The 21435-nt window shown below is 60.4% G+C and carries 16 protein-coding genes; 9 read left to right on the top strand and 7 right to left on the bottom strand.

Annotated features, from left to right (window positions below):
* Positions 1 to 48 precede the first annotated feature (48 nt).
* Positions 49 to 249 (bottom strand): hypothetical protein, encoded by a 201-nt coding sequence (locus QRN31_RS30680; RefSeq protein ID WP_285436615.1) that lies wholly within the window; start codon positions 247 to 249, stop codon positions 49 to 51.
* A complete protein-coding gene (locus tag QRN31_RS30675; RefSeq protein WP_285436613.1) occupies positions 246 to 791 on the bottom strand; it encodes a hypothetical protein in 546 nt (181 codons plus the stop codon). The genes QRN31_RS30680 and QRN31_RS30675 overlap by 4 nt, the downstream gene beginning before the upstream one ends.
* A 445-nt stretch (positions 792 to 1236) precedes the next feature.
* Between QRN31_RS30675 and QRN31_RS30670 the strand changes: the two genes are divergently transcribed.
* The gene (locus tag QRN31_RS30670; RefSeq protein WP_285436612.1) at positions 1237 to 2100 is read left to right on the top strand and encodes a DMT family transporter; all 864 of its coding nucleotides are present in this window, start codon (positions 1237 to 1239) and stop codon (positions 2098 to 2100) included.
* Positions 2101 to 2138: 38 nt separating this feature from the next.
* Here the strand turns inward: QRN31_RS30670 and QRN31_RS30665 are convergent, their stop codons facing one another.
* The 4 genes from QRN31_RS30665 to QRN31_RS30650 all read right to left on the bottom strand — a co-directional run bounded on the left by QRN31_RS30665 (position 2139) and on the right by QRN31_RS30650 (position 6278).
* Positions 2139 to 3080 carry a LysR family transcriptional regulator gene (locus tag QRN31_RS30665; protein WP_208671748.1) on the bottom strand — a complete coding sequence of 314 codons (942 nt, stop codon included), beginning with the start codon at positions 3078 to 3080 and terminating at the stop codon, positions 2139 to 2141.
* A gap of 69 nt (positions 3081 to 3149) precedes the next feature.
* Complete coding sequence (locus tag QRN31_RS30660; RefSeq protein ID WP_285436609.1) at positions 3150 to 4679, bottom strand: tripartite tricarboxylate transporter permease; 1530 nt, start codon at positions 4677 to 4679, stop codon at positions 3150 to 3152.
* Positions 4676 to 5209 (bottom strand): tripartite tricarboxylate transporter TctB family protein, encoded by a 534-nt coding sequence (locus QRN31_RS30655; protein ID WP_285436607.1) that lies wholly within the window; start codon positions 5207 to 5209, stop codon positions 4676 to 4678. The genes QRN31_RS30660 and QRN31_RS30655 overlap by 4 nt, the downstream gene beginning before the upstream one ends.
* A gap of 52 nt (positions 5210 to 5261) precedes the next feature.
* Entirely contained in the window at positions 5262 to 6278 is a 1017-nt protein-coding gene (locus tag QRN31_RS30650) for a Bug family tripartite tricarboxylate transporter substrate binding protein (RefSeq protein WP_259151365.1), read from the bottom strand.
* Between the two features lie 377 nt (positions 6279 to 6655).
* Between QRN31_RS30650 and QRN31_RS30645 the strand changes: the two genes are divergently transcribed.
* The 6 genes from QRN31_RS30645 to QRN31_RS30620 all read left to right on the top strand — a co-directional run bounded on the left by QRN31_RS30645 (position 6656) and on the right by QRN31_RS30620 (position 14259).
* Positions 6656 to 7996, top strand: coding sequence for an MFS transporter (locus tag QRN31_RS30645; RefSeq protein ID WP_285436605.1), 1341 nt, complete (start codon positions 6656 to 6658; stop codon positions 7994 to 7996).
* Positions 7989 to 8960, top strand: a complete 972-nt coding sequence (locus QRN31_RS30640) for an amidohydrolase family protein (RefSeq protein ID WP_285436604.1) — start codon at positions 7989 to 7991, stop codon at positions 8958 to 8960. The genes QRN31_RS30645 and QRN31_RS30640 overlap by 8 nt, the downstream gene beginning before the upstream one ends.
* Positions 8957 to 9961, top strand: a complete 1005-nt coding sequence (locus QRN31_RS30635) for a 4-hydroxythreonine-4-phosphate dehydrogenase PdxA (RefSeq protein ID WP_222590216.1) — start codon at positions 8957 to 8959, stop codon at positions 9959 to 9961. The genes QRN31_RS30640 and QRN31_RS30635 overlap by 4 nt, the downstream gene beginning before the upstream one ends.
* Before the next feature lie 451 nt (positions 9962 to 10412).
* On the top strand, positions 10413 to 11588 hold the full coding sequence (locus QRN31_RS30630) for an L-rhamnonate dehydratase (RefSeq protein ID WP_285436602.1): 1176 nt from the start codon (positions 10413 to 10415) through the stop codon (positions 11586 to 11588).
* A 52-nt stretch (positions 11589 to 11640) separates the two neighbouring features.
* Complete coding sequence (gene araD1, locus QRN31_RS30625; protein WP_285436601.1) at positions 11641 to 12636, top strand: AraD1 family protein; 996 nt, start codon at positions 11641 to 11643, stop codon at positions 12634 to 12636.
* 42 nt (positions 12637 to 12678) lie between these two features.
* The gene (locus QRN31_RS30620; protein ID WP_285436600.1) at positions 12679 to 14259 is read left to right on the top strand and encodes an aldehyde dehydrogenase (NADP(+)); all 1581 of its coding nucleotides are present in this window, start codon (positions 12679 to 12681) and stop codon (positions 14257 to 14259) included.
* 130 nt (positions 14260 to 14389) lie between these two features.
* Here the strand turns inward: QRN31_RS30620 and QRN31_RS30615 are convergent, their stop codons facing one another.
* Positions 14390 to 15298, bottom strand: a complete 909-nt coding sequence (locus QRN31_RS30615) for a DMT family transporter (protein ID WP_285436598.1) — start codon at positions 15296 to 15298, stop codon at positions 14390 to 14392.
* A gap of 157 nt (positions 15299 to 15455) precedes the next feature.
* On the opposite strand from QRN31_RS30615, the gene aceK reads away from it, so the two are divergent.
* Positions 15456 to 17174, top strand: a complete 1719-nt coding sequence (gene aceK, locus QRN31_RS30610; RefSeq protein ID WP_285436597.1) for a bifunctional isocitrate dehydrogenase kinase/phosphatase — start codon at positions 15456 to 15458, stop codon at positions 17172 to 17174.
* 178 nt (positions 17175 to 17352) lie between these two features.
* Entirely contained in the window at positions 17353 to 21264 is a 3912-nt protein-coding gene (gene hrpA, locus QRN31_RS30605; protein WP_285436595.1) for an ATP-dependent RNA helicase HrpA, read from the top strand.
* Positions 21265 to 21435: the final 171 nt, after the last annotated feature.

Here is a 21435-nt window from a genome sequence, read left to right as displayed (position 1 = left end):
AGTCATGAAAAAAACCGCTCCTTTTGAGCGGTTTTTTTTCCTTCAATTTCATCGGCGTCCGGCGAGCACATTAGGTTCTTCGCCTTCGATGCCCGTCGCAATAAGTTGTAGAAGGCGCCGTTCACTGTCTGTCAGCTCTGCAACAACGTTTTTATTTTCGGTTGTGGGTGAGCGTTTCCTTGACGATGATTTTTTAATCATTTTGCGCATCTCGCCCCCCTTGTTGGTCATTAGTTGAACAGTTTTCAAGATACTTGGCCTTCCACTGATTTAACAAGTCGGCGTTCATCATCGTAGTAAAAACCGAGTTGCTGATAGATTGAAATTGCACCTTTCAGCGGCTCCTGAACTTCGATGAACCTGCTGCCGACGATTCGGGCGTATTGCTCAATGGCCAATATGGACAGTGGCGCGATACGTTTTTTTAGAGGGTGAACCTCTCCGGGCCGCCCCTCCAATCGCACGATGCGGATTCGTCGCCGACTATTGTTTGGATTGGCAAAGCATAGTCCGCACAGTTCTTCACCGAACCAGATGGCAAGGTCAAAGGCCAGTGGTTCCCTTGCTTTCCATCCAATGACCTCGTCCCACGCAAATTGTGGATCCTCCCAGAGTTCCCAGGCACTCAGTGCCTGGGTATTTATCGCTTCATAGCGCACCTTCGAAAAATCGAGGTTTGTCTGGCCGTACGATTCAAGCTCATTTTGCAGTTGAGCGGTCTTGATACCAGCAAGTGCTCTAGCTCTTGACCTATACAACTGATACCGAAGATGTGTCCGTTCCCTTGGCATTCGATCTCTTGCAATCCATGTCCCCCGCAATGGGCGATTCCGTTCCCCCAGAGTAAGGAGCGCCTCTACAGCTGTCGCTGCTGGCCCTTTGTCCAAGTCGTTGCAATCCATGTCAGTCGCTGGTTATAGTCGGCGCTCGGTGATTTCCAACCCACCGTTCATCCCATCAAAAAAGATCAGCCCATGCCAGTTTCCCTCATTAACGCGGTCCTCGATTCAGCGCTCAACGCTGTCGTGGCGCCGTGCGGGAATCAGCAGCCTGCGCAGATCAGTCACTACCCCCCGCCTGTTCGTAGCACGCCGGTGTGCGCAGTCGTATCACCGCCAGACGTTGGCTTATAGGGCTGATCAGCTGCTTGACTGCTGTTCCCCATGCCCGTCTGAAAAAACTACTGAACTTCAGCTTCGGCTGAGTTGGCTTTTTGCCTGACGACAGGTGGTATTCATGTTTGTCCTTTCGAAACAATCCGCGCTCGCGGTGGCGTCCACGAGCCTGTTCGTTCTGCTGTGGAGCAGCGGGGCGATCTTCTCCAAATGGGGCCTGGCCCACGCGTCACCCTTTGCGTTTCTGCTGATTCGCTTCGTCATCGCCTTGTGCGGATTGATGCTGCTGGTGCCGTTGCTCAAGCTGAAGCTGCCCAAGGGCGGCAAACCGATGTTGTATGCGATGGCCACGGGTGTGGTGCTGCTGGGGGCTTATCAGATTTTCTACCTGTTGGCCCTGGACCTGAAAGTGACGCCCGGGATGATGGCCACGATCATGGGCGTACAACCGATTCTCACGGTGGCGATCATGGAGCGCCAGCGCTCAGCCAGCAGAATGTTCGGCCTGATGCTGGGGTTGGCCGGGCTGATCATGGTGGTTTACCAGGGCATCGGTCTGGCCGGCATGTCGTTGGCCGGAATGTTCTTCGGTCTGCTGGCGCTGGCGAGCATGACATTCGGCTCGATCATGCAGAAACGCATCACCGACAATCCACTCGGCACGCTGCCGGTGCAGTACCTGGCGGGGCTGTTGCTCTGCGGGATTTTCGTGCCGTTCCAGCCGTTTCATTTTGAACACAGCACCGGGTTCTTCGTGCCTGTGCTGTGGATGGGATTGGTGGTGTCGGTATTGGCGACGTTGTTGCTGTACCGCTTGATCGCCCGGGGCAATCTGGTGAATGTCACCAGTCTGTTTTACCTGGTACCGGCGGTGACGGCGGTCATGGACTATCTGATTTTCGGTAATCGGCTGGCGACATTGAGCCTGCTCGGCATGCTGCTGATTATCATTGGTCTGGTGTTCGTGTTCCGTAAAACCGCTTGAAGCAAAACAAGGCCCGGGGCATGTGCTCCGGGCCTTTTTCATTTGGCCAGCGCATGCTCGGCCCGCACCGAATTCATGAACGCCTGCATCGCTGACGATTGAATGCGATGGCGCCGGGTGATCAGTCCATACGGCGGCAACCGTGCCTCGAACTTGATCGGCAACACCGCCAGCAAATCACGCCCCGGATAGTCCTCGACCACCGATACGGGCGTCACGCCGAGCATGTCGGTCTGCTGGATCAACGAGAGCAAGGTCATGATCGAGGTGGTTTCAACGATGCTGCTGGGGATGTCGACCCGCGCGTTGTGGAACACCTGATTGATGATCGCGCGCATCGGGCTCGGGTGCTGTTGCAACACCCAGGTCATGTTCTGCAATTCTGCCCAGCTCAGCTGTTTTTCCTTCGCCAGCGGATGTTGCGCACCGGCAATCACGCACAACGCTTCTTCACCGAGGCTGTCGAAGAGCAATTCTTCGGCTCGCGCACCGGCCGGAATCCGCCCCAATACGATATCCAGTTGATCCTGCAACAGCGCTTGCACCAGCACGTCGCTGGTGTCGACCTGAATGCTCATGGACAACCGCGGATGGCTTTGTTTCAAGGTCGCGATGGTGCGGGTCAACAGCCCCGAGGCCAGCGCCGGAATCGCGCCGACCGCGACCCGGCCGAGGTTGCCGGATTCCAGTGCAACCAGTTCTTCGCGCATGCCGCTGAGTTCGGCAAACACCATGCGGGCGTAGTAGATGACGGTTTCCCCGAACGGGGTAGAGCGCATGCCCCGAGGCAGACGCTCGAAGAGCTCGACGCCAAGCAAGTCCTCGGCTTCGTGCAGCATCTTGGTCGCAGCCGGCTGGGTCATGCCGATGTGATCGGCGGCGCGGCGCAACGAACCGAATTCCTGCAACGCCAGCATCAGCCGCAATTGGCGCAGGCGCAGTCGACTGTGGATCACGTTGGCAGCAGGAATTCGGGTCATGGGCCGTGCTCGCAAAAAGGACTGCGGCAAGCCTGACAACAAATGTCAGGCGTTGCCAGCATTGCTGTGTCACAGCACCGATTTGGTCTTGGCGATGTGGGGTTTGCGCAGGCCCGTCAAGGTGCCCAGTGCCTTGGAAATCAACGGCCAGAACAGCATCAACAGCGCGGCCGTGGTCAGGCTGCCGACCAATGGGTTGGACCAGAAAATGCCCAGGTGCCCGTCGGAAAACAGCATCGACTGACGGAACGCATCTTCGGCCTTGTCGCCCAGCACCGCCGCCAGCACCAGCGGCGCGATCGGGTAACCGAGTTTCTTGAACAGATAACCCAGCGCGCCAAAGCCCAGCATCAGCACCACGTCGAAGAACGAGTTGTGCACCGAGTAAGCGCCGATGGCGCAGACCATGATGATAATCGGCGCGATGATCGAGAACGGAATGCGCAAGATCGAAGCGAACAGCGGCACGGTGGCCAACACCACGATCAGGCTCACCACGTTACCCAGGTACATGCTGGCGATCAGGCCCCAGACAAAATCATGTTGCTCCACGAACAGCGTCGGGCCGGGGTGCAGGCCCCAGATCATCAAGCCGCCAAGCATTACTGCTGCGGTGGCTGAGCCGGGAATACCGAGCGTCAGCATCGGCAACAAAGCGCTGGTGCCTGCCGCGTGGTCGGCGGTTTCCGGGGCGATCACGCCTTCGAGTTCGCCCTTGCCAAAGTTCTCGCGGTTCTTCGAAAAGCGCCGCGCCAGACTGTAGCTCATGAACGAGGCCGCAGTCGGGCCGCCGGGCGTGATGCCCATCCAGCAACCGACCAACGTGCTGCGCACAATCGTCCACCAGTAACGCGGCAATTTGGCCCAGGTGCGCAGGATGACCATCGGCGTGATGCGCGCATGCTCGCCGCGAAACACCAGGCCTTCCTCGACGGTGCAGAGGATTTCGCCGATACCGAACAGGCCGATCACCGCTACTTCGAAACTGATGCCCGTCATCAAGATTGGCTGGTCGAAGGTCAAGCGCGGGTTCCCGGAGACGGTGTCCATCCCCACCGCAGCCATCGCGAAACCAATCATCATCGCCACCACGGTTTTCAGCGGCGGATTCTTGCTCATGCCGACGAAGGTGCAGAACGCCAACAGGTACACCGCGAAGAACTCCGGCGAGCTGAACGACATGGCGAACGCGGCAATCCGGGTCGACAGGAACGTCAGCAGCAACACCCCGGCCAACGCACCGATCAGTGCCGAGCTGAACGCGGCAGTCAAGGCTTCGGCGGCGCGACCTTCGCGGGCCATCGGGTAGCCGTCGAATGTGGTCGCCACCGATGAGGGCTCGCCGGGGATGTTGAACAGAATCGAGGTGATCGAGCCGCCAAACAGCGCGCCCCAATACATGCACGACAGCAGAATGATTGCCGACACTGGCGACATGGTGAACGTCAGTGGCAGCAGCAACGCCACGCCATTGGGGGCGCCGAGGCCGGGCAATACGCCGACCAGGATACCGAGCAGCACGCCGATCACCATCAGGCCGATATGGCCCGGGGTCAGGATCAGGTTCATGCCTTGCAGCAGGGAATCGAACTCGCTCATTTGAAGCTTCTCCCGGCCAGGCTAATCCAGTCGCCCATCGGGCCGGCATCCAGCGGGACCTTGAACCACAGCGCGAAAATCAAGTAGCTGGCGAGTACCGCGCCGAGGGATACGGTGCCGATCATCCACTTGCCATAGGGTTTGACGCGGACCTTGTCACGCCACATGAACCAGGCGATGAAACAAGCCGAGGCCACGTAGATGCCGGTGAGCGGCATGGCGCCGACGAACAACGCTATCGGGATGAATACCGACAGCACTTGCTTGAACGCACTGCGGCTGACAAATGAAAGGCTCAGGGCCTGCCAGCGCAACACGGTCAACACGCCGTTGCCGACACTGGCGGCGCTCAACAGCAGGCCGATATAGAAGGGGAAGTAACCCGGCTCGGGCCCGGAGTCGCCCCAGCCAATACCTTGTTCGACGCTGCCGAACATCACGACCACGCCGATCAGCGTGGTGAAGAGCGCCAGGCCGAGTTCGACCCAACGGGTGCCGACCAGCGCCGGTGAATCCGAAGAATGGGACATCAAAACACCTCCAGAGGTGACGGCCGTGCGCAAGCGGACGGCCGAGAACAACTCAGTTTTTCAGCCAGCCGGCTTCTTTGAACACCGGGGTGACGCGGGCGGTGTCTTTCTCAATGTAGGCGGTCAGTGGCTCGCCTTCGAGGAAGGTCGGTACCAAAGCGTTCTGCTTGACGTAGGCCTTGAACTCCGGGGTCTCGGTCACTTTGCGCATCAGCTCGACATAGAACGCGCGCTGTTCGGCGGTGACTTCGCCGGGCATGAATACGGTGCGCGGGAAGCGATACTGATCGATGCCCAGGCCTTGTTCGTGGCAGGTTGGCACATCGGCCCAGGATTTGTCACCGGCGACTTTCTCGGTGTAGCTCATGCGCTCTTTACTGAACACACACAGCGGCTCGACCTGGTCGCCGCGCCATTGGCTGATGCTTTCGCTGGGGTTGTTGACGTTGGCGGCGATGTGCTTGCCGGCCAGTTGGGTCGCGGCTTCGCTACCGCTCTTGAACGGGATGTACACCAGTTTGCTGTTGTTGGTCTGGTTCAGCAGCAGGGTCAGGGTCTGGTCGACATCCTTGGACTGACTGCCGCCCATGCGCAGGTTCGACGGGTCGGCCTTGACCGCTTCGTAGAAGCCTTTGGCGTCTTTCCAGGGGGCGTCTTTGTAGCTCCAGAGGATGAAGTCATCCTCGGCCACGGCCGCTACAGGGGTCAGTTCCTGCCATTGGTAACCGAGTTTCGATACCAGCGGCAACAGGTAGATGTTGTTGGTGCCGATCACCAGTTTTTCCGGATCGCCCTTGTTCATTTTCAAGTCGAGAAAGGCTTCGGCGCCATTGCCGCCGCCCTTGTTGAGGACGATGGTATTGACGTCGAGAAACTTGTGGGTGGTGATGATCGACTGGATCAGCCGGCCGAGTTGATCGGTGCCGCCACCGGGCCCGCCAGCGACAACGATTTCGACGTTTTTGTCCGGTTGCCAGGCGGCGCTGGCCAATGCGGGGAGGGCGCCGGCGGCGACCAGAGTGCAGCCAAGAAACAGACGGGATGTGCGGCGCACGAATGCATTTCGCATGGAAGGGCCTCGTTTTTGTAGTTGTTATGAGTGGCTTGTCGACGCTGGAAGCTGCAAGCCTGGACTGAGTGTGGGAAGCCTCCGCGCCGGCGTCTAGTCAAAACAATACATACACCGATAGCCTGGAGTTATACGTCGCGCCGGGCAACCTGGCGGTGAGGGCTCAAGACTCTGCCCCCAGAGTCTTTTTTCCTGAAATCCGATGGCGAGGGTATCGGTTGAAAGCTCATTGAAAGCCGGGCATGCCATAACCCGAGGCTATCGCCTTATTTCAAGTTTTGATTAGACGGTTATCAATGAGCCTTCGATAGTGCTCACCAGCGCCGCCCCAGAAGCTGCGTTTTGTATCCACAAAAATAATAAATGAGGTACGCACCATGGCTCGTCCCAGTGCTTCCCTGCATCTGCCCGGCGCAGTTGCCCAACCGATCGCCGCGGCCGCACCGCTGACCGGCACCACCAAGGCCAGCAGCGTGCGCTGGCGGATCTTCGCGATCATCTTCGCCTTGACTATGGTCAACCTGATCGATCGGGTGTCGCTGTCGATTGCGATGCCGACCATCGCCCATGAATTTTCCCTCTCGCCGAGCATGCAGGGGCTGATCCTCAGCAGCTTCTTCTGGGCATACGCGCTGCTGCAGATTCCCGGCGGCTGGTTGATCGACCGCTTCGGACCGCACCGGGTGATCGGTTGGTCCACCGGGTTGTGGGGGACTTTCCAGGTGATCGCGGCATTCGCCACGGGTGGGTTGTCATTGCTGTTCGCCCGGGTCGCACTTGGCGCCGCAGAGGCGCCCTTGTTTCCATCGGGCGGCAAACTGATTTCGTTGTGGCTGGCGCCGAGCGAGCGCAGTCGCGGTGCCGTGCTGATGGACAGCGGCAGCCCGTTGGGCGTGGCGCTGGGCGGATTGATCATTGCGTACCTGATCGCCTCGCTGGATTCATGGCGCCTGGCGTTTGTGATTGCCGGTATAGCGACGCTGGTGCTCGCCTGGCTGGCACGGCGTTACCTGCGTGACGACCCGGCCACTCACCCGCAGGTGAACGCCGAAGAACTCGAAAAAATCAACGCCGGGCGAGCTACGCCAGCGGCTGAAGCCGCCCGTTTACCGGTCAAGGGGCTGGGCATTGCGGCCCGCTCGCTGAGCGGTTTGCTGATCGGTCGTGCCAGTTGGGCGATGGTCTATTTTGGCTTGCTGACCTGGGGCCCGAGTTATCTGGCGCAGGCTCGCGGTTTTGATATCAAGGGCATTGGCGCGGCCACGTTCGTGATTTTTGTGTGTGGTGCGTTGGGTTCGTTGACCGGAGGTTTCCTCTGCGATGGTCTTATTCGCAAAGGTGTCAGCCGTGGGGTGGCGGTCAAGAGCCTGCTGGCGTTTTCCGGTCTGGTGGCCCTCGGTGCCTTCCTGTTGCTGCCGACCCTGAGCAATCCTTTTGCGGCCGTGGCGTTGTTGGCGATGACCGCATTTTTCCTTATGTGGGGCAGCCTCTACTGGAGCTTCCCGGCGTTGCTGGCGGCGCCGGCGCGGGTCGGGTTGATCGGCGGCGTGATGAACATGGCCGGCAGCACCGGTGGCATCGCGGTGCCGATTCTGGTGGGGGTGATTGTGCAAATGGCCGGTGGATTTGCGCCGGTACTGGGGTTCTTCGCGGCGTGCTCGGCGGTGTTTGTGCTGGCGACGTTGTTCATCAGCCTGGATGAGGTGCGCCATGGTTAAACACTTATCTGACGGAGCATGGAACGGCCCGATCATCGATGCCCATCATCACTTCTGGGACCCGTCGATCAATGATCATCCGTGGTTGGCGCCCGAGGCGAATATCCCGTTTCGCTACGGTGATTACAGCGCGATCAAGCGTCGCTATTTTCCCGAAGATTACTTCGCCGATGTCGGTCCTCATAACGTCGTGCAAACGGTGTACGTCGAGACCGAATGGGATCCGCAAGACCCGATAGGTGAAACCGTTTTTATCGAAGGGCTGATCGCCCGATACGGCGTTCCCAATGCCATCGTGGCGCAGGCCTGGCTCGATCACGCGGACGCCATCGCGGTGCTGACCGAGCAAGCCAGTTTCAAGTGCGTACGCAGCGTGCGCCACAAACCTGGCGGACCTGCGTCGCCCGCGCAGGTTGGCCATGTGCGCAGCCTGATGAGTGACGAACACTGGCGCCGCAGTTACGCCGCGCTCGAAGGCCTGGGCCTGCATTTCGACCTGCAAACACCTTGGTGGAATTTGCACGAAGCCGAGCACCTGGCCCGGGATTTTCCCGGCACCACGCTGATTCTCAACCACGCTGGGTTGCCCAACGACCGCAGCGCCGAAGGCCTGGCGGGTTGGCGCCTGGCGATGGCGCGGCTGGCGCAGTGGCCGAACGTGCGAGTGAAAATTTCCGGCCTCGGGCAGGGCGGTCAACGCTGGCGGGCCAAGGACAACGCCTGGATCGTGCGCGAAGTCATCGCCATGTTCGGCAGCGACCGGGCGATGTTCGCCAGCAACTTTCCCGTGGACAGCCTGTGTGGCTCGTTCGACGAGATCTACAGCGGTTTCAAATCCATCGTTGCCGATTTTCCGAGTGCCGATCAGCAACGACTTTTCTACAGCAACGCGCAGCAAGTCTATCGCTGCGAGCCTTGCGCCATTGACCGGGTGCGGCCTGAATCCTTGAGGAGTGAAGCATGAACAAAACCACTATCGCCATGGTGCTGGGTGACCCGGCGGGCATCGGTCCGGAACTGATCGCGCGCCTGCTTGCAGAGCCTTCGGTGCGCAGTCAGGCCAACGTGATCCTGATTGCTGACGAGGCCGAAATGCGCCGGGGCATGCGCATTGCCGGGACGGAATTTCCATACCGTCGCGTGGAGTCGCTGGAGCAGTTGTCATTTGTCGATGACACGCCGTTGTTCTATGACTTTCGCGGCGACACAGTGGGTGAGTTCCCGCGCAGTGAAGCCAGTGTCATCGGCGGTCGCTATAGCCTCGACACCCTGGAGCAAGCCCTGCGCCTGACCGAGGCCGGGACCACCGACGCGGTGTTGTTCGGCCCGCTGAACAAAACCTCGCTGCACATGGCCGGCATGGCCCACAGCGACGAGCTGCACTGGTTCGCCGAGCTGCTGGATTTCCACGGCCCGTTCTGCGAATTCAACGTGCTCGACAACCTCTGGACGTCACGCGTGACGTCCCACGTGGCGCTGGCCGAAGTGCCGGGCATGCTCAGCCAGACGCGAGTGGTGGAAGCGATCCAGCTGATCGACACCGCGCTCAAGCGCAACGGCCTGGAAAAACCACGCATTGGCGTGTGCGGGCTGAATCCGCACAACGGCGATAACGGCTCGTTCGGCCGCGAAGAACTGGACATCATTGGCCCGGCCGTGCGTTCGGCCCAGGCACTGGGGATTGCGGCTGAAGGACCTTATCCCGCCGACACGATCTTCCTCAAAGTGCAGGGCGATGCCAGTGCCTTCGACGCGGTGGTGACCATGTATCACGACCAGGGACAGATCGCGATCAAGTTGATGGGCTTCTCCCGTGGGGTGACCGTGCAGGGCGGGTTGCCGATCCCGATCACCACGCCGGCACACGGCACCGCGTTCGATATCGCGGGGCAGGGCAAGGCCAACGTAGGCGCCATCCGCCAGGCATTCGAAATCGCCTGCCGGATGGGCACCAACAACTACTGAAAACAACACAACTTCCCTGTGGGAGCGAGCCTGCTCGCGATGACGGCGGTTCAGTCACCCTTTCAGTGACTGACAAACCGCTATCGCGAGCAGGCTCACTCCCACAGGGTTTTGTATTGAACACAAAATCCAAGTAACACCAACAACCACTGTGGGAGCGAGCTTGCTCGCGATAGCGGTCTGTCAGTCAGCATGAATATCGACTGGCCCGCCGCCATCGCGAGCAAGCTCGCTCCCACATTTGTTTTGGGTTGGGGCTGATAACCCGATCTAACGGATATCGCGTTTTTGCCATCACCCCAGGTTATCGCCGGATACGCATAAGTGATTATCCGCACGCCCCGGGCGCTGGCTAAAGTCGCTCCATCGAATGCCCGGGGCTGGCCGCACGAACGGCTCTGCGCAGCGACCCAACAATTACAAAAAGCCGGTAGCGCAAGGAACTGTATTCATGAAAATCAAAGCCATCCGTACCCGCGTTTTCGAGTGGAAAGGTAAAGTCGTTCCCCCGCAAACGCACTTCTGCACCAACGCCAGCGACATCCTGTTCGAGCGCGGCGATGCCATGGGCTCGTTCCGTTTCCACGGCTGGCTGGTGGTGGAAGTCGAGACCGACACCGGTCTTGTCGGCATCGGTAACTGCGCCCTGGCACCGCGTGTGGCCAAGGAAATCATCGACACCTATCTGGCGCCGATTGCGATTGGCGAAGACCCGTTCGACAACGAATACATCTGGCAAAAAATGTATCGCCAGAGCCACGCCTGGGGCCGCAAAGGCATCGGCATGGCGGCGATCTCGGCGATCGACATCGCGATCTGGGACATCATGGGCAAAGCGGTGAACAAGCCGGTGTTCAAACTGCTCGGCGGGCGCACCAAGGAAAAGATCTGGACCTACGCCTCCAAGCTTTATGCCAACGACAACCTCGACCTGTTCCTCGAAGAAGCCCAGGGTTACCTGAACCAGGGTTTCACCGCGCTGAAAATGCGTTTCGGCTACGGCCCGAAAGACGGCCCGGCGGGCATGCGCAAGAACATCGAGCAAGTGCGGGCGCTGCGTAACCTGGCCGGTCCCGACATCGACATCATGCTCGAATGCTACATGGGCTGGACCCTGGAATATGCCCGCCGCATGTTGCCCAAACTGGCCGAGTTCGAACCGCGCTGGCTCGAAGAACCGGTGATTGCCGACGACATCGAAGGCTATATCGAGCTGAAAAAAATGGGGATCATGCCGATCTCCGGCGGCGAGCACGAGTTCACTTCCTATGGCTTCAAAGACCTGCTGGAGCGCCGCGCCGTCGACGTGATCCAGTACGACACCAACCGTGTCGGCGGCATCACCGCGGCGCGCAAGATCAACGCCATGGCTGAAGCCTGGTCGGTGCCGGTGATCCCGCACGCCGGGCAGATGCACAACTATCACCTGACCATGTCCACCACCGCCTCGCCAATGGCCGAGTTTTTCCCGGTGTTCGACGTCGAGGTTGGCAACGAACTCTTCTACTACGTGTTCAAGGGCGAGCCGCAACCGGTGAACGGCTACATCCAGCTCGACGATAACAAGCCCGGCCTGGGCCTGGAAATCTCTGATGAGTACCTGAGCGATTTCAACATCATCGAGTGATCTTGAGGCGCCGCACACACGCGGCGCCATTCACGACTTTCTGGAGGCCGTCATGCGCCTGATTCAATTTGAAAACACTGCCGGTGAACGCCAGGTGGGCCTCGTCGAGGGCGCACAGATCCAGGTGCTCAAAGGCATTCGTAGCACCCGTGAACTGGCACTCGAGGCCATCCGCGCTCAACGCAGCCTGCAAGAAGAAGTCGCCCGGTGCGGCACTGCGCCAGGCCCGGATTACGCGCAACTGTTGCAGCAGGGTCGCGTCCTGCCGCCACTGGACCACGAAGATCCGGCCCATTGCCTGATCAGCGGCACCGGCCTGACCCATTTGGGCAGCGCCTCGGCCCGGGACAAAATGCACCAGCACGATGGCGCGGTCGAAGCCGGCATGACCGACACCATGCGCATTTTCAAATGGGGGCTGGAGGGCGGAAAACCGGCGGCTGGCCAGGTCGGTGCTCAGCCGGAGTGGTTCTACAAGGGCGACGGCAGCATCGTCGTACGCCCCGGCGCAGACTTCCCGGTACCGCCATTTGCCGAAGATGCCGGCGAAGAGCCGGAGCTGACTGGCCTCTATGTGATCGGCGACGACGGCCAGCCGTACCGCGTCGGTTACGCCCTGGGCAACGAGTTTTCCGACCATGTGATGGAACGGCGCAATTACCTGTACCTCGCCCATTCGAAACTGCGCTTCTGTGCCTACGGTCCAGAGGTGCGCGTGGGTGAGTTGCCCAAGCATCTGGCCGGCACCAGTCGTATCATTCGCAATGGCGAAACGCTCTGGGAAAAAGAGTTTCTCAGCGGCGAGGACAACATGTGCCACAGCCTCGCCAACCTCGAATTCCACCACTTCAAATACGCTCAGTTTTTGCGCCCCGGCGATGTTCACGTGCATTACTTCGGCACTGCCACGCTGTCGTTTGCCGACGGGGTGAAAACCCAGCCGGGTGACCGCTTCCAGATCTGCCTCGATGAGTTCGGCGCGCCCCTGGAAAACGGGATTGGCGAAAGCGCCCAGCCGTTGGCCATCGGCCAGGTCCGCGCGCTTTAAGTCTTTAATTGCCGGCGCTGTCTGCCGGTCAAGGAACCCCTCATGACCACGCTATTTGGACACAACTATATCGGCGGTCGCCGCAGTGCAGAAGGCACCGTGCAGCTGCAAAGCCTCGACGCGACCACCGGCGAGGCGCTGCCCGGCAGCTTTTTCCAGGCATCCGAAGCCGAAGTCGACGCGGCTGCGAGCGCTGCAGCAGCTGCGTACCCGATCTATCGCAGCCTGAGCGCGGAAAAACGTGCGCAATTCCTCGATGCCATCGCCGATGAAATCGATGCGCTGGGCGATGATTTCGTCGCCACCGTGTGCCGCGAAACCGCATTGCCGGCCGGGCGTATTCAAGGCGAGCGCGGTCGCACCAGCGGCCAGATGCGCTTGTTCGCCAAGGTCCTGCGTCGCGGTGATTTCTATGGGGCGCGCATCGATCGGGCGTTGCCGGATCGCCAACCATTGCCGCGTCCGGACCTGCGTCAATACCGCATCGCTTTAGGGCCTGTCGCGGTGTTCGGCGCCAGCAACTTTCCCTTGGCGTTTTCCACCGCCGGTGGCGATACCGCCTCGGCCCTGGCCGCGGGTTGCCCGGTGGTTTTCAAGGCACACAGCGGGCACATGGCAACGGCCGAGTGGGTCGCGGATGCGATCATTCGCGCGGCGGAAAAAACCGAAATGCCCGCCGGTGTTTTCAACATGATCTTTGGCGGGGGCGTCGGCGAATGGCTGGTCAAGCACCCGGCGATTCAGGCTGTCGGCTTCACCGGCTCACTCAAGGGCGGCAATGCGCTGAGCCACATGGCCGCCACCCGACCGCAACCGATCCCGGTATTCGCCGAAATGTCGAGCATCAACCCGGTGTTCCTGTTGCCCGAAGCGCTCGCCGTGCGAGGTGAGCAGATCGCTGTACAACTGGCCGGTTCGGTGACGTTGGGCTGCGGTCAGTTCTGCACTAACCCAGGCTTGGTGATCGGCCTGCGTTCATCGCAGTTCAGTCAGTTCCTGGAAACGTTTTGCGCCAACATGAACCAGCAACCGGCGCAAACCATGCTCAATGCCGGCGCGCTGGTCAGCTACAGCCGGGGCCTTGCTGAACTCCACGAACACCCGGGACTCACGCACCTGGCGGGCAAGCCACAACAGGGCAATCAGGCACAGCCGCAAGTGTTCAAGGCCGACGTCAGCCTGTTGCTCAAGGGCGATGAACTGCTGCAGGAAGAGGTTTTCGGGCCGACCACCATCATTGTCGAGGTCGAGGACCGGGCGCAGCTGGCGGCGGCATTGCAGGGTTTGCGCGGGCAACTGACGGCGACATTGATCGGCGAGGCGGACGAACTGTTGGAGTACCGTTGGCTGGCGGAGTCGCTTCAGGAAAAGGTCGGGCGGATTCTGCTCAATGGTTATCCGACCGGGGTCGAGGTGTGTGAGGCGATGGTGCACGGCGGGCCGTATCCGGCGACGTCCGATTCACGGGGCACGTCGGTGGGAACGCTGGCCATCGATCGTTTCCTGCGGCCGGTGTGCTTCCAGAACTACCCGGATGCACTGCTGCCCGAGGCACTGCAAAACGCCAACCCGCTGGGCATTCGGCGGTTGGTGGATGGGGAGGTGAGTCAGTCGGCTTTGTAGCGCCTGACCTACCGCCATCGCGAGCAGGCTCGTTCCCACGGGGTTTGGTATTGATCGCAGAATCTGTGTACGACACCAATCACTGTGGGAGTGAGCCTGCTCGCGATAGCGGCATCAGCTACACCACAAACTATTTGGCAGAAATCACCGAAGCCTTCACCACCGAAGGCTTCAACACCAGCCACAACGCCGCCGCAATCAACACCCCGCCATACAGATGCGCCATCGACAGCGGTTCATCGAGCAACAACGCCCCCCACAGCACCCCGAACGGCGGGATCAGGAAGGTCGTGGTCATCGACTTCACCGGCCCGACCGAGCTGAGCAGACGGAAGTAAACAATGTATGCCAAGGCCGTGCACACCAGGCCCAATCCCAGCAATGACAGCCAGACATTCCAGCCACCCCAGCTCGCCGGTGGCTGGCTGATCACGCTGTAACCGAACAGCGGCAGCAAAAACAACGTGGCCCCCATCATGCTGCCCACCGCCGACAGGCGGCTGTCCAGACCGCCCGCGTGATCGAGCCAACGGCGAGCCAGGAAGCCGGCGAAGCCGTAACACGTGGTGGCGAGCAGGCAGGCGAGGGCGCCCATCAGCAATTGCATGTCGAACGCCACGGGACCGGCACGGGTCAGGATGCCGACACCCATCAGGCCGAGCAGCACCCCGCCCAGCTTGGCGGCCGTGAGTTTTTCATGGAAGAACAGACCGCCGATCAGCACGCCCATCAGCGGCGTCGTGGCGTTGAAAATGGCCGAGTACCCGGCCGGCAATACTTGGGCTGCCACCGAATAGAGCGTCGCCGGAATGCCGGAGTTGATCACGCCCAGGAGCATCACTGTCTTGAGTTTGCCTTTGAAATCCCAGCTGATGCGCATCAACCCCAGAATCACCAGCAAGCCGACGGCGGCAATCGACACACGGAAAAAAGCCGTGGGGATCGAGCCAATCACCGGGGCGATGATGCGCATGAACAGAAAGCTCGCACCCCAAATCGCCGCCAGTGACAGTAAACGGAAAATATCGACGGGGTTCACGGTGTGCTCCTTGCTGGGTGGGGACGAGAGTGTTGCCGAGCGCCTGATCGATGGCAACCGGAAAACGAGCAAATAACTCTGCCCGAAAATTACGCTTCTCCTGCACCCGGTTCACTGGCTAAGCTCAGGGCTTCCGAATTCCCGCAGAGGTCTCACCATGCCGCAGCAATGGCCAGCCGCCGACATCGCCCGAATGATCCTCGATGGCTTTGACGATTACCGCGAGCATTTCCGGCAGATCACCGACGGCGCCCGGGCCCGCTTCGAGCAGGCCAAGTGGCAAGAGGCGCAGGTCGCCTCGGCCGCGCGGATCAATCTGTACGAAGAGAAGGTCGGCGAAACGGTAGAACGCCTGCACATCGCTTTTGACGCCGACACGCTGGACGTCAGCTGCTGGCCGTTGGTCAAGAACGCCTACATCACCCTGATCGACCTGCGTTTTGACGATGAACTGTCCGAAACCTGGTACAACTCGATTTTCTGCGGGCTGTTCAGCCATGACCTGATCAGCGACGGCTGCATGTTCATCCACACCACCCGGCCGAGCCTGCGTCGGGCTCGCGCCGCGCAAACCCGGACCTACAAGCCCGAGGGGCAGTTGTCCGGCATGCTCGCGAGCATTTTTGCCGACTACCGGTTCAGCGAAGATTACGCTGACCTTGCCGGCGACCTGCGTCGCCTCGAAGCACAGCTGCGCGAAAACCTGCCCGATTGGGTCTGCAAGGACCCGCAATTGTGCGTCGAGCTGTTTTCCTCGGTGCTTTACCGCAACAAGGGCGCGTACCTGGTGGGGCGCATCTACACCCAGGATGAACAGTGGCCGCTGGTGATTCCGCTGCTGCACCGCGAAGGTCGTGGAATTCAGATCGACGCGCTGATCACCGATGAAGCGGACGTGTCGATCATCTTCTCGTTCACCCGCTCGTATTTCATGGTGGATGTGCCGGTGCCGGCGGAGTTCATCGGTTTTCTCAAGCGCATCCTGCCGGGCAAGCACATCGCCGAGCTGTATACGTCGATTGGCTTCTACAAACACGGCAAGTCCGAGTTCTACCGGGCGCTGATCAATCACCTGGCCAGCACCGATGACCAGTTCATCATGGCGCCGGGTGTGCGCGGGATGGTAATGAGCGTGTTTACCCTGCCGGGTTTCAACACCGTTTTCAAAATCATCAAGGACCGTTTCTCACCGTCGAAAAACGTTGACCGCGCGACGGTGATCGAAAAATACCGACTGGTGAAAAGCGTCGACCGGGTCGGGCGCATGGCCGACACCCAGGAGTTCGCCGACTTCCGTTTCCCGTTGAGCAAATTCGATCCGGCGTGCCTGGAAGAACTGCTTGAGGTAGCGGCGTCCACCGTGTCGGTCGAAGGCGATACGGTGCTGATCCGTCACTGCTGGACCGAGCGGCGGATGACGCCGTTGAACCTGTATCTGGAAAACGCCAACGACGCACAGGTTCGCGAAGCCCTGGAAGATTACGGCCTGGCGATCAAGCAACTGGCGGCGGCGAACATTTTTCCGGGCGACATGTTGCTGAAGAACTTTGGCGTGACCCGTCACGGGCGCGTGGTGTTTTATGACTACGACGAGATCTGTTTCCTGACCGAAGCCAATTTCCGCCACATCCCGGAGCCGCGCACACCGGAAGACGAAATGGCGTCCGAACCGTGGTACTCAATCGGTCCGCTGGACGTGTTCCCCGAAGAGTTTCCACCGTTTTTGTTTGCCGATTCCGGGCAGCGCAAGTTGTTCGATCAGTTGCATGGCGAGTTGTACAACGCCGATTACTGGAAGAGCCTGCAAGAGGCGATTCGGGCAGGGAAGATCATTGATGTGTTCCCGTATCGGCGTAAAGGCTTCGATAACGAATAACGCACCGATCGTTCCCACGCTCCGCGTGGGAATGCAGCCCGGGACGCTCCGCGTCCCAAGAGCGGACGCAGAGCGTCCATTGAGGCATTCCCACGCAGAGCGTGGGAACGATCACATGGCGGCGCAAATCTGCGACAATCGCCCCCCTGCGCCACTAGACGACTGAATTGCGTACCTGATGACCGACGAATCGCCCTCCATCGACAAACTGCTGAAAAACCTCGATCACGCCATGCTTGCCGACCGCCACCGGCTGCGGCGGCAGTTGCTTGAGCTGCGCAAGAAACCCGACGAGGCCAAGCTGGCCCAGTGGGTGACGCGCACGCAGGCGTCCTGTGATCAGGTGTTGGCGCGGCGTGCCAGCCTGCCGGTGATTCGTTACGACGACAGTTTGCCGATTGCCGCCAAGCGCGATGAAATCAAGGAGGCGTTGCTCAAGCACCAGGTGCTGATCATCGCCGGCGAGACCGGCTCGGGCAAAACCACCCAGTTGCCGAAGATCTGCCTGGAAATCGGCCGCGGCCAGCACGGCCTGATCGGCCATACCCAGCCGCGCCGAATCGCGGCGCGCAGCGTGGCCAGCCGCGTTGCCGAGGAATTGGCGACACCGTTGGGCGCGCTGGTCGGTTATCAGGTGCGGTTCGAGGACCAGAGCGATTCCAACACCCTGATCAAACTGATGACCGACGGCATCCTGCTGGCGGAAACCCAGAACGACCGCTACCTCGAACGCTACGACACGATCATCGTCGACGAAGCCCACGAACGCAGCCTGAACATCGACTTTTTGCTCGGTTACCTGAAAACCCTGCTGCCCCGTCGTCCCGACCTGAAAGTCATCATCACTTCGGCGACCATCGATCTTGAGCGCTTCTCCAAGCATTTCGATGATGCACCCATCGTCGAAGTCTCGGGCCGCACCTTCCCGGTGGAAACGTGGTACCGCCCGCTGACGCTGGAGCAGGACGAAGAGGGCAATCGGGTCGAGGATGACTTGACCGTCGATCAGGCGATCCTCGCCACCCTCGACGAAATCGCCGCGTTCGAACGTAGCGAGCGCAAGAGCCCTGGCGATGTGCTGGTGTTCCTGCCCGGCGAGCGCGAGATTCGCGACGCGGCGGACATGCTGCGCAAGGCGCAGCTCAAGCACACCGAGATTCTGCCGTTGTACGCGCGGTTGTCGCCGGCCGAGCAGCAGCGGATATTCCAGTCGCACCCGGGCCGTCGCGTGGTGTTAGCGACCAACGTCGCGGAAACCTCGCTGACCGTGCCGGGCATCCGTTACGTGATCGACAGCGGCACCGCGCGCATCAGCCGTTACAGCTACCGCGCCAAAGTCCAGCGCCTGCCCATCGAAGCGATTTCCCAGGCCAGCGCCAACCAGCGCAAAGGCCGTTGCGGACGGGTCGAGCCAGGTATCTGTATCCGCCTGTACGCCGAAGAAGACTTCCTCGGCCGCCCGGAATTTACCGACCCGGAAATCCTCCGTACCAACCTCGCGGCGGTGATTTTGCAGATGCTGCATCTGCGCCTCGGCGAGATCACCGATTTCCCGTTTATCGAGCCGCCGGATGGCAAAGCCATCAGCGACGGTTTCAACCTGCTGCAAGAACTCTCTGCAGTCGACCGCAACAGTCAGCTGACACCGCTTGGCCGCCAATTGGCGCGGCTGCCGGTGGACCCGCGCATGGGCCGCATGCTGCTGGAAGCGGCGAAACTGGGCAGCTTGCAGGAAGTGCTGATCGTCGCCAGCGCCATGTCGATTCAAGACCCGCGCGAACGTCCGCCGGAACGCCAGCAAGCGGCGGATCAGGCCCACGCGCAGTGGAAAGACGTGGACTCGGACTTCGCCGGACTGGTCAATCTGTGGCGCGGTTTTGAAGAACAACGCCTGGAACTGACGGCCAGCCCGTTGCGTAACTGGTGTCGCAAGAATTTCCTGAATTACCTGCGTCTGCGCGAATGGCGTGATTCTCACCGTCAGTTGAGCCTGATCTGCCGTGACATGCAGCTGAGCATCAACAAGGAGCCGGCGGATTACCCGAAACTGCACAAAGCCGTGCTGTCGGGCCTGCTCAGCCAGATCGGCCAGAAAACCGATGAAGGCGATTACCTTGGCGCCCGTCAGCGGCGGTTCTGGATTCACCCGTCCTCGGGGCTGGGCAAAAAACGCCCGCAATGGCTGATGACCGCCGAACTGGTGGAAACCACCAAGCTTTACGCACGGATGGTCGCCAAGATCGACGCCGACTGGATCGAGCCGCTGGCTGGGCACCTGATCAAGAAAAACCATTTCGAACCGCATTGGGAAAAGAAGCGCGGCCAAGTGGTAGCGTTTGAACAGATCACTTTGTTCGGGCTGATCATCGTCGGTCGCCGCCCGGTGCATTACGGGCCGATCGACCCGGTCGTTTCCCGTGAGTTTTTCATTCGCGAAGGCCTGGTGCGCGGCGAGATTCAATCCAAGGCCAAGTGCCTGACTGCCAATGCGCAGTTGCTCGAACAGCTCGACGAACTGGAAGCCAAGGCTCGCCGTCGCGACATTCTGGCTGATGAGGAAACCCTGTTCGCCTTCTACGATGCGCGACTGCCGGCGGAGATTCACCAGACCGCCACCTTCGACAGCTGGTACCGGGTCAACAGTCAGAAAGACCCGCAACTGCTGATCATGCGCGAAGAAGACGTGCTGGCCCGCGAGGCCAGTGAAGTCACTGCGTTGCATTACCCGGACACGTTGCACATCGGCGATCTGGAGTTGGCGCTCAGTTACCACTTTGAGCCTAACCACCCGCGCGACGGCGTGACCCTGCGCGTGCCGGCGCCGTTGCTGCCGATGCTGCCGCCAGAACGCCTGGAATGGCTGGTGCCGGGCGTCATCGAGGCCAAGTGCATTGCCTTGGTCCGTAACCTGCCGAAAGCCCTGCGCAAGAATTTCGTGCCGGTGCCGGACTTCGTCAAAGCCGCCTTGCAGCGCATGACCTTCGCCGAAGGTTCATTGCCTCAGGCCTTGGGCCGTGAACTGCTGCGCATGACCGGTGCGCGGGTCAGCGACGAAGCCTGGGCGGAAGCCGCGCAACAGGTCGACAGCCATTTGCGCATGAACCTGGAGATCGTCGATGGCCAAGGCAAGTTTCTCGGCGAAGGACGAGACCTGGCGGAACTGACTGCACGCTTTGCCGAAGCCAGTCAGGCCGCATTGGCCGTGCCGCAAACCGCGAAGAATCAGCAGCCGGTCGAGCCGAAAGTCTTTGCCGCCGTGGCCGAGAAAACCCAGCAGAAGATTGCCGGGCTGTCGATGACGGTGTATCCGGCGCTGGTGGAGGAGAGCGGCACGGTCAAGGAAGGGCGTTTTTCGACCCCGGCCGAAGCCGAGTTCCAGCATCGCCGTGCGTTGCAGCGTTTGCTCATGCAACAACTGGCCGAGCCGGCGAAGTTCCTGCGCGGCAAGTTGCCGGGGTTGACCGAGCTGGGGTTGATGTACCGCGAGCTGGGGCGCATCGATGCGCTGGTGGAAGACATCCTGCTGGCAAGCCTCGACAACTGTATTCTGGATGGCGAAGACCCGTTGCCTCGCGATGGCGCCGGGTTGGCGTCGTTGGCCGAGCGCAAGCGCGGCGGCTGGACCGAGCACGCCGAACGCCTGGCGAAGCTGACGCTGGAGATTTTGAAGCTCTGGCACGGTTTGCAAAAACGCTTCAAGGGCAAGATCGACCTGGCGCAAGCCGTGGCCCTTAACGACATCAAGCAGCAGCTCAGTCATCTGGTGTATCCGGGCTTCGTCCGGGAAACCCCGATGCAGTGGCTCAAGGAACTGCCACGCTATCTGAAAGCGGTCGAGCAGCGCTTCGAGAAAATCGGCGCTCAGGTACAAAGGGATCGGGTCTGGAGCCGCGAATTGTCCGGTCTCTGGACGCAATACCAGACCCGTGCCAACAAACACGCCCAGGAAGGCAAGCGCGATCCGCAGCTGGAGCTTTACCGCTGGTGGCTGGAGGAATACCGGGTTTCGCTGTTCGCCCAGCAATTGGGGACCAAGGTGCCGATCTCCGATAAGCGCCTGAACAAGCAGTGGACCCAGGTCGAACCCTAGAACCAAGTCTTGCACAATACCCTGTGGGAGCGAGCTTGCTCGCGATGAGGCCGTCAGCTTCAACATCAATGTTGACTGACACTCCGCTATCGCGAGCAAGCTCGCTCCCACATTTGGTATGTGTTTGATCCAGCAAATAGGGCCAAACCACGAGGTTTATGGCAAACTTCG

This window comes from Pseudomonas sp. fls2-241-R2A-110 (assembly GCF_030209165.1).
Taxonomy (GTDB): Bacteria; Pseudomonadota; Gammaproteobacteria; order Pseudomonadales; family Pseudomonadaceae; genus Aquipseudomonas.
The sequence above is the reverse complement of the archived record's forward strand: the minus strand, read 5'-3'. Positions and strand labels throughout refer to the sequence as shown.

What these genes read in the sequence shown, in the direction of transcription:
- QRN31_RS30645 (WP_285436605.1), top strand. Translation starts at nt 6,656, where the DNA reads ATGGCTCGTCCCAGTGCTTCCCTGCATCTGCCCGGCGCAGTTGCCCAA.
- araD1 (WP_285436601.1), top strand. Translation starts at nt 11,641, where the DNA reads ATGCGCCTGATTCAATTTGAAAACACTGCCGGTGAACGCCAGGTGGGC.
- QRN31_RS30620 (WP_285436600.1), top strand. Translation starts at nt 12,679, where the DNA reads ATGACCACGCTATTTGGACACAACTATATCGGCGGTCGCCGCAGTGCA.
- QRN31_RS30665 (WP_208671748.1), bottom strand. Translation starts at nt 3,080, where the DNA reads ATGACCCGAATTCCTGCTGCCAACGTGATCCACAGTCGACTGCGCCTG.
- QRN31_RS30675 (WP_285436613.1), bottom strand. Translation starts at nt 791, where the DNA reads ATGCCAAGGGAACGGACACATCTTCGGTATCAGTTGTATAGGTCAAGA.
- aceK (WP_285436597.1), top strand. Translation starts at nt 15,456, where the DNA reads ATGCCGCAGCAATGGCCAGCCGCCGACATCGCCCGAATGATCCTCGAT.
- QRN31_RS30630 (WP_285436602.1), top strand. Translation starts at nt 10,413, where the DNA reads ATGAAAATCAAAGCCATCCGTACCCGCGTTTTCGAGTGGAAAGGTAAA.
- QRN31_RS30670 (WP_285436612.1), top strand. Translation starts at nt 1,237, where the DNA reads ATGTTTGTCCTTTCGAAACAATCCGCGCTCGCGGTGGCGTCCACGAGC.
- QRN31_RS30640 (WP_285436604.1), top strand. Translation starts at nt 7,989, where the DNA reads ATGGTTAAACACTTATCTGACGGAGCATGGAACGGCCCGATCATCGAT.
- QRN31_RS30635 (WP_222590216.1), top strand. Translation starts at nt 8,957, where the DNA reads ATGAACAAAACCACTATCGCCATGGTGCTGGGTGACCCGGCGGGCATC.
- QRN31_RS30655 (WP_285436607.1), bottom strand. Translation starts at nt 5,209, where the DNA reads ATGTCCCATTCTTCGGATTCACCGGCGCTGGTCGGCACCCGTTGGGTC.
- QRN31_RS30660 (WP_285436609.1), bottom strand. Translation starts at nt 4,679, where the DNA reads ATGAGCGAGTTCGATTCCCTGCTGCAAGGCATGAACCTGATCCTGACC.
- hrpA (WP_285436595.1), top strand. Translation starts at nt 17,353, where the DNA reads ATGACCGACGAATCGCCCTCCATCGACAAACTGCTGAAAAACCTCGAT.
- QRN31_RS30650 (WP_259151365.1), bottom strand. Translation starts at nt 6,278, where the DNA reads ATGCGAAATGCATTCGTGCGCCGCACATCCCGTCTGTTTCTTGGCTGC.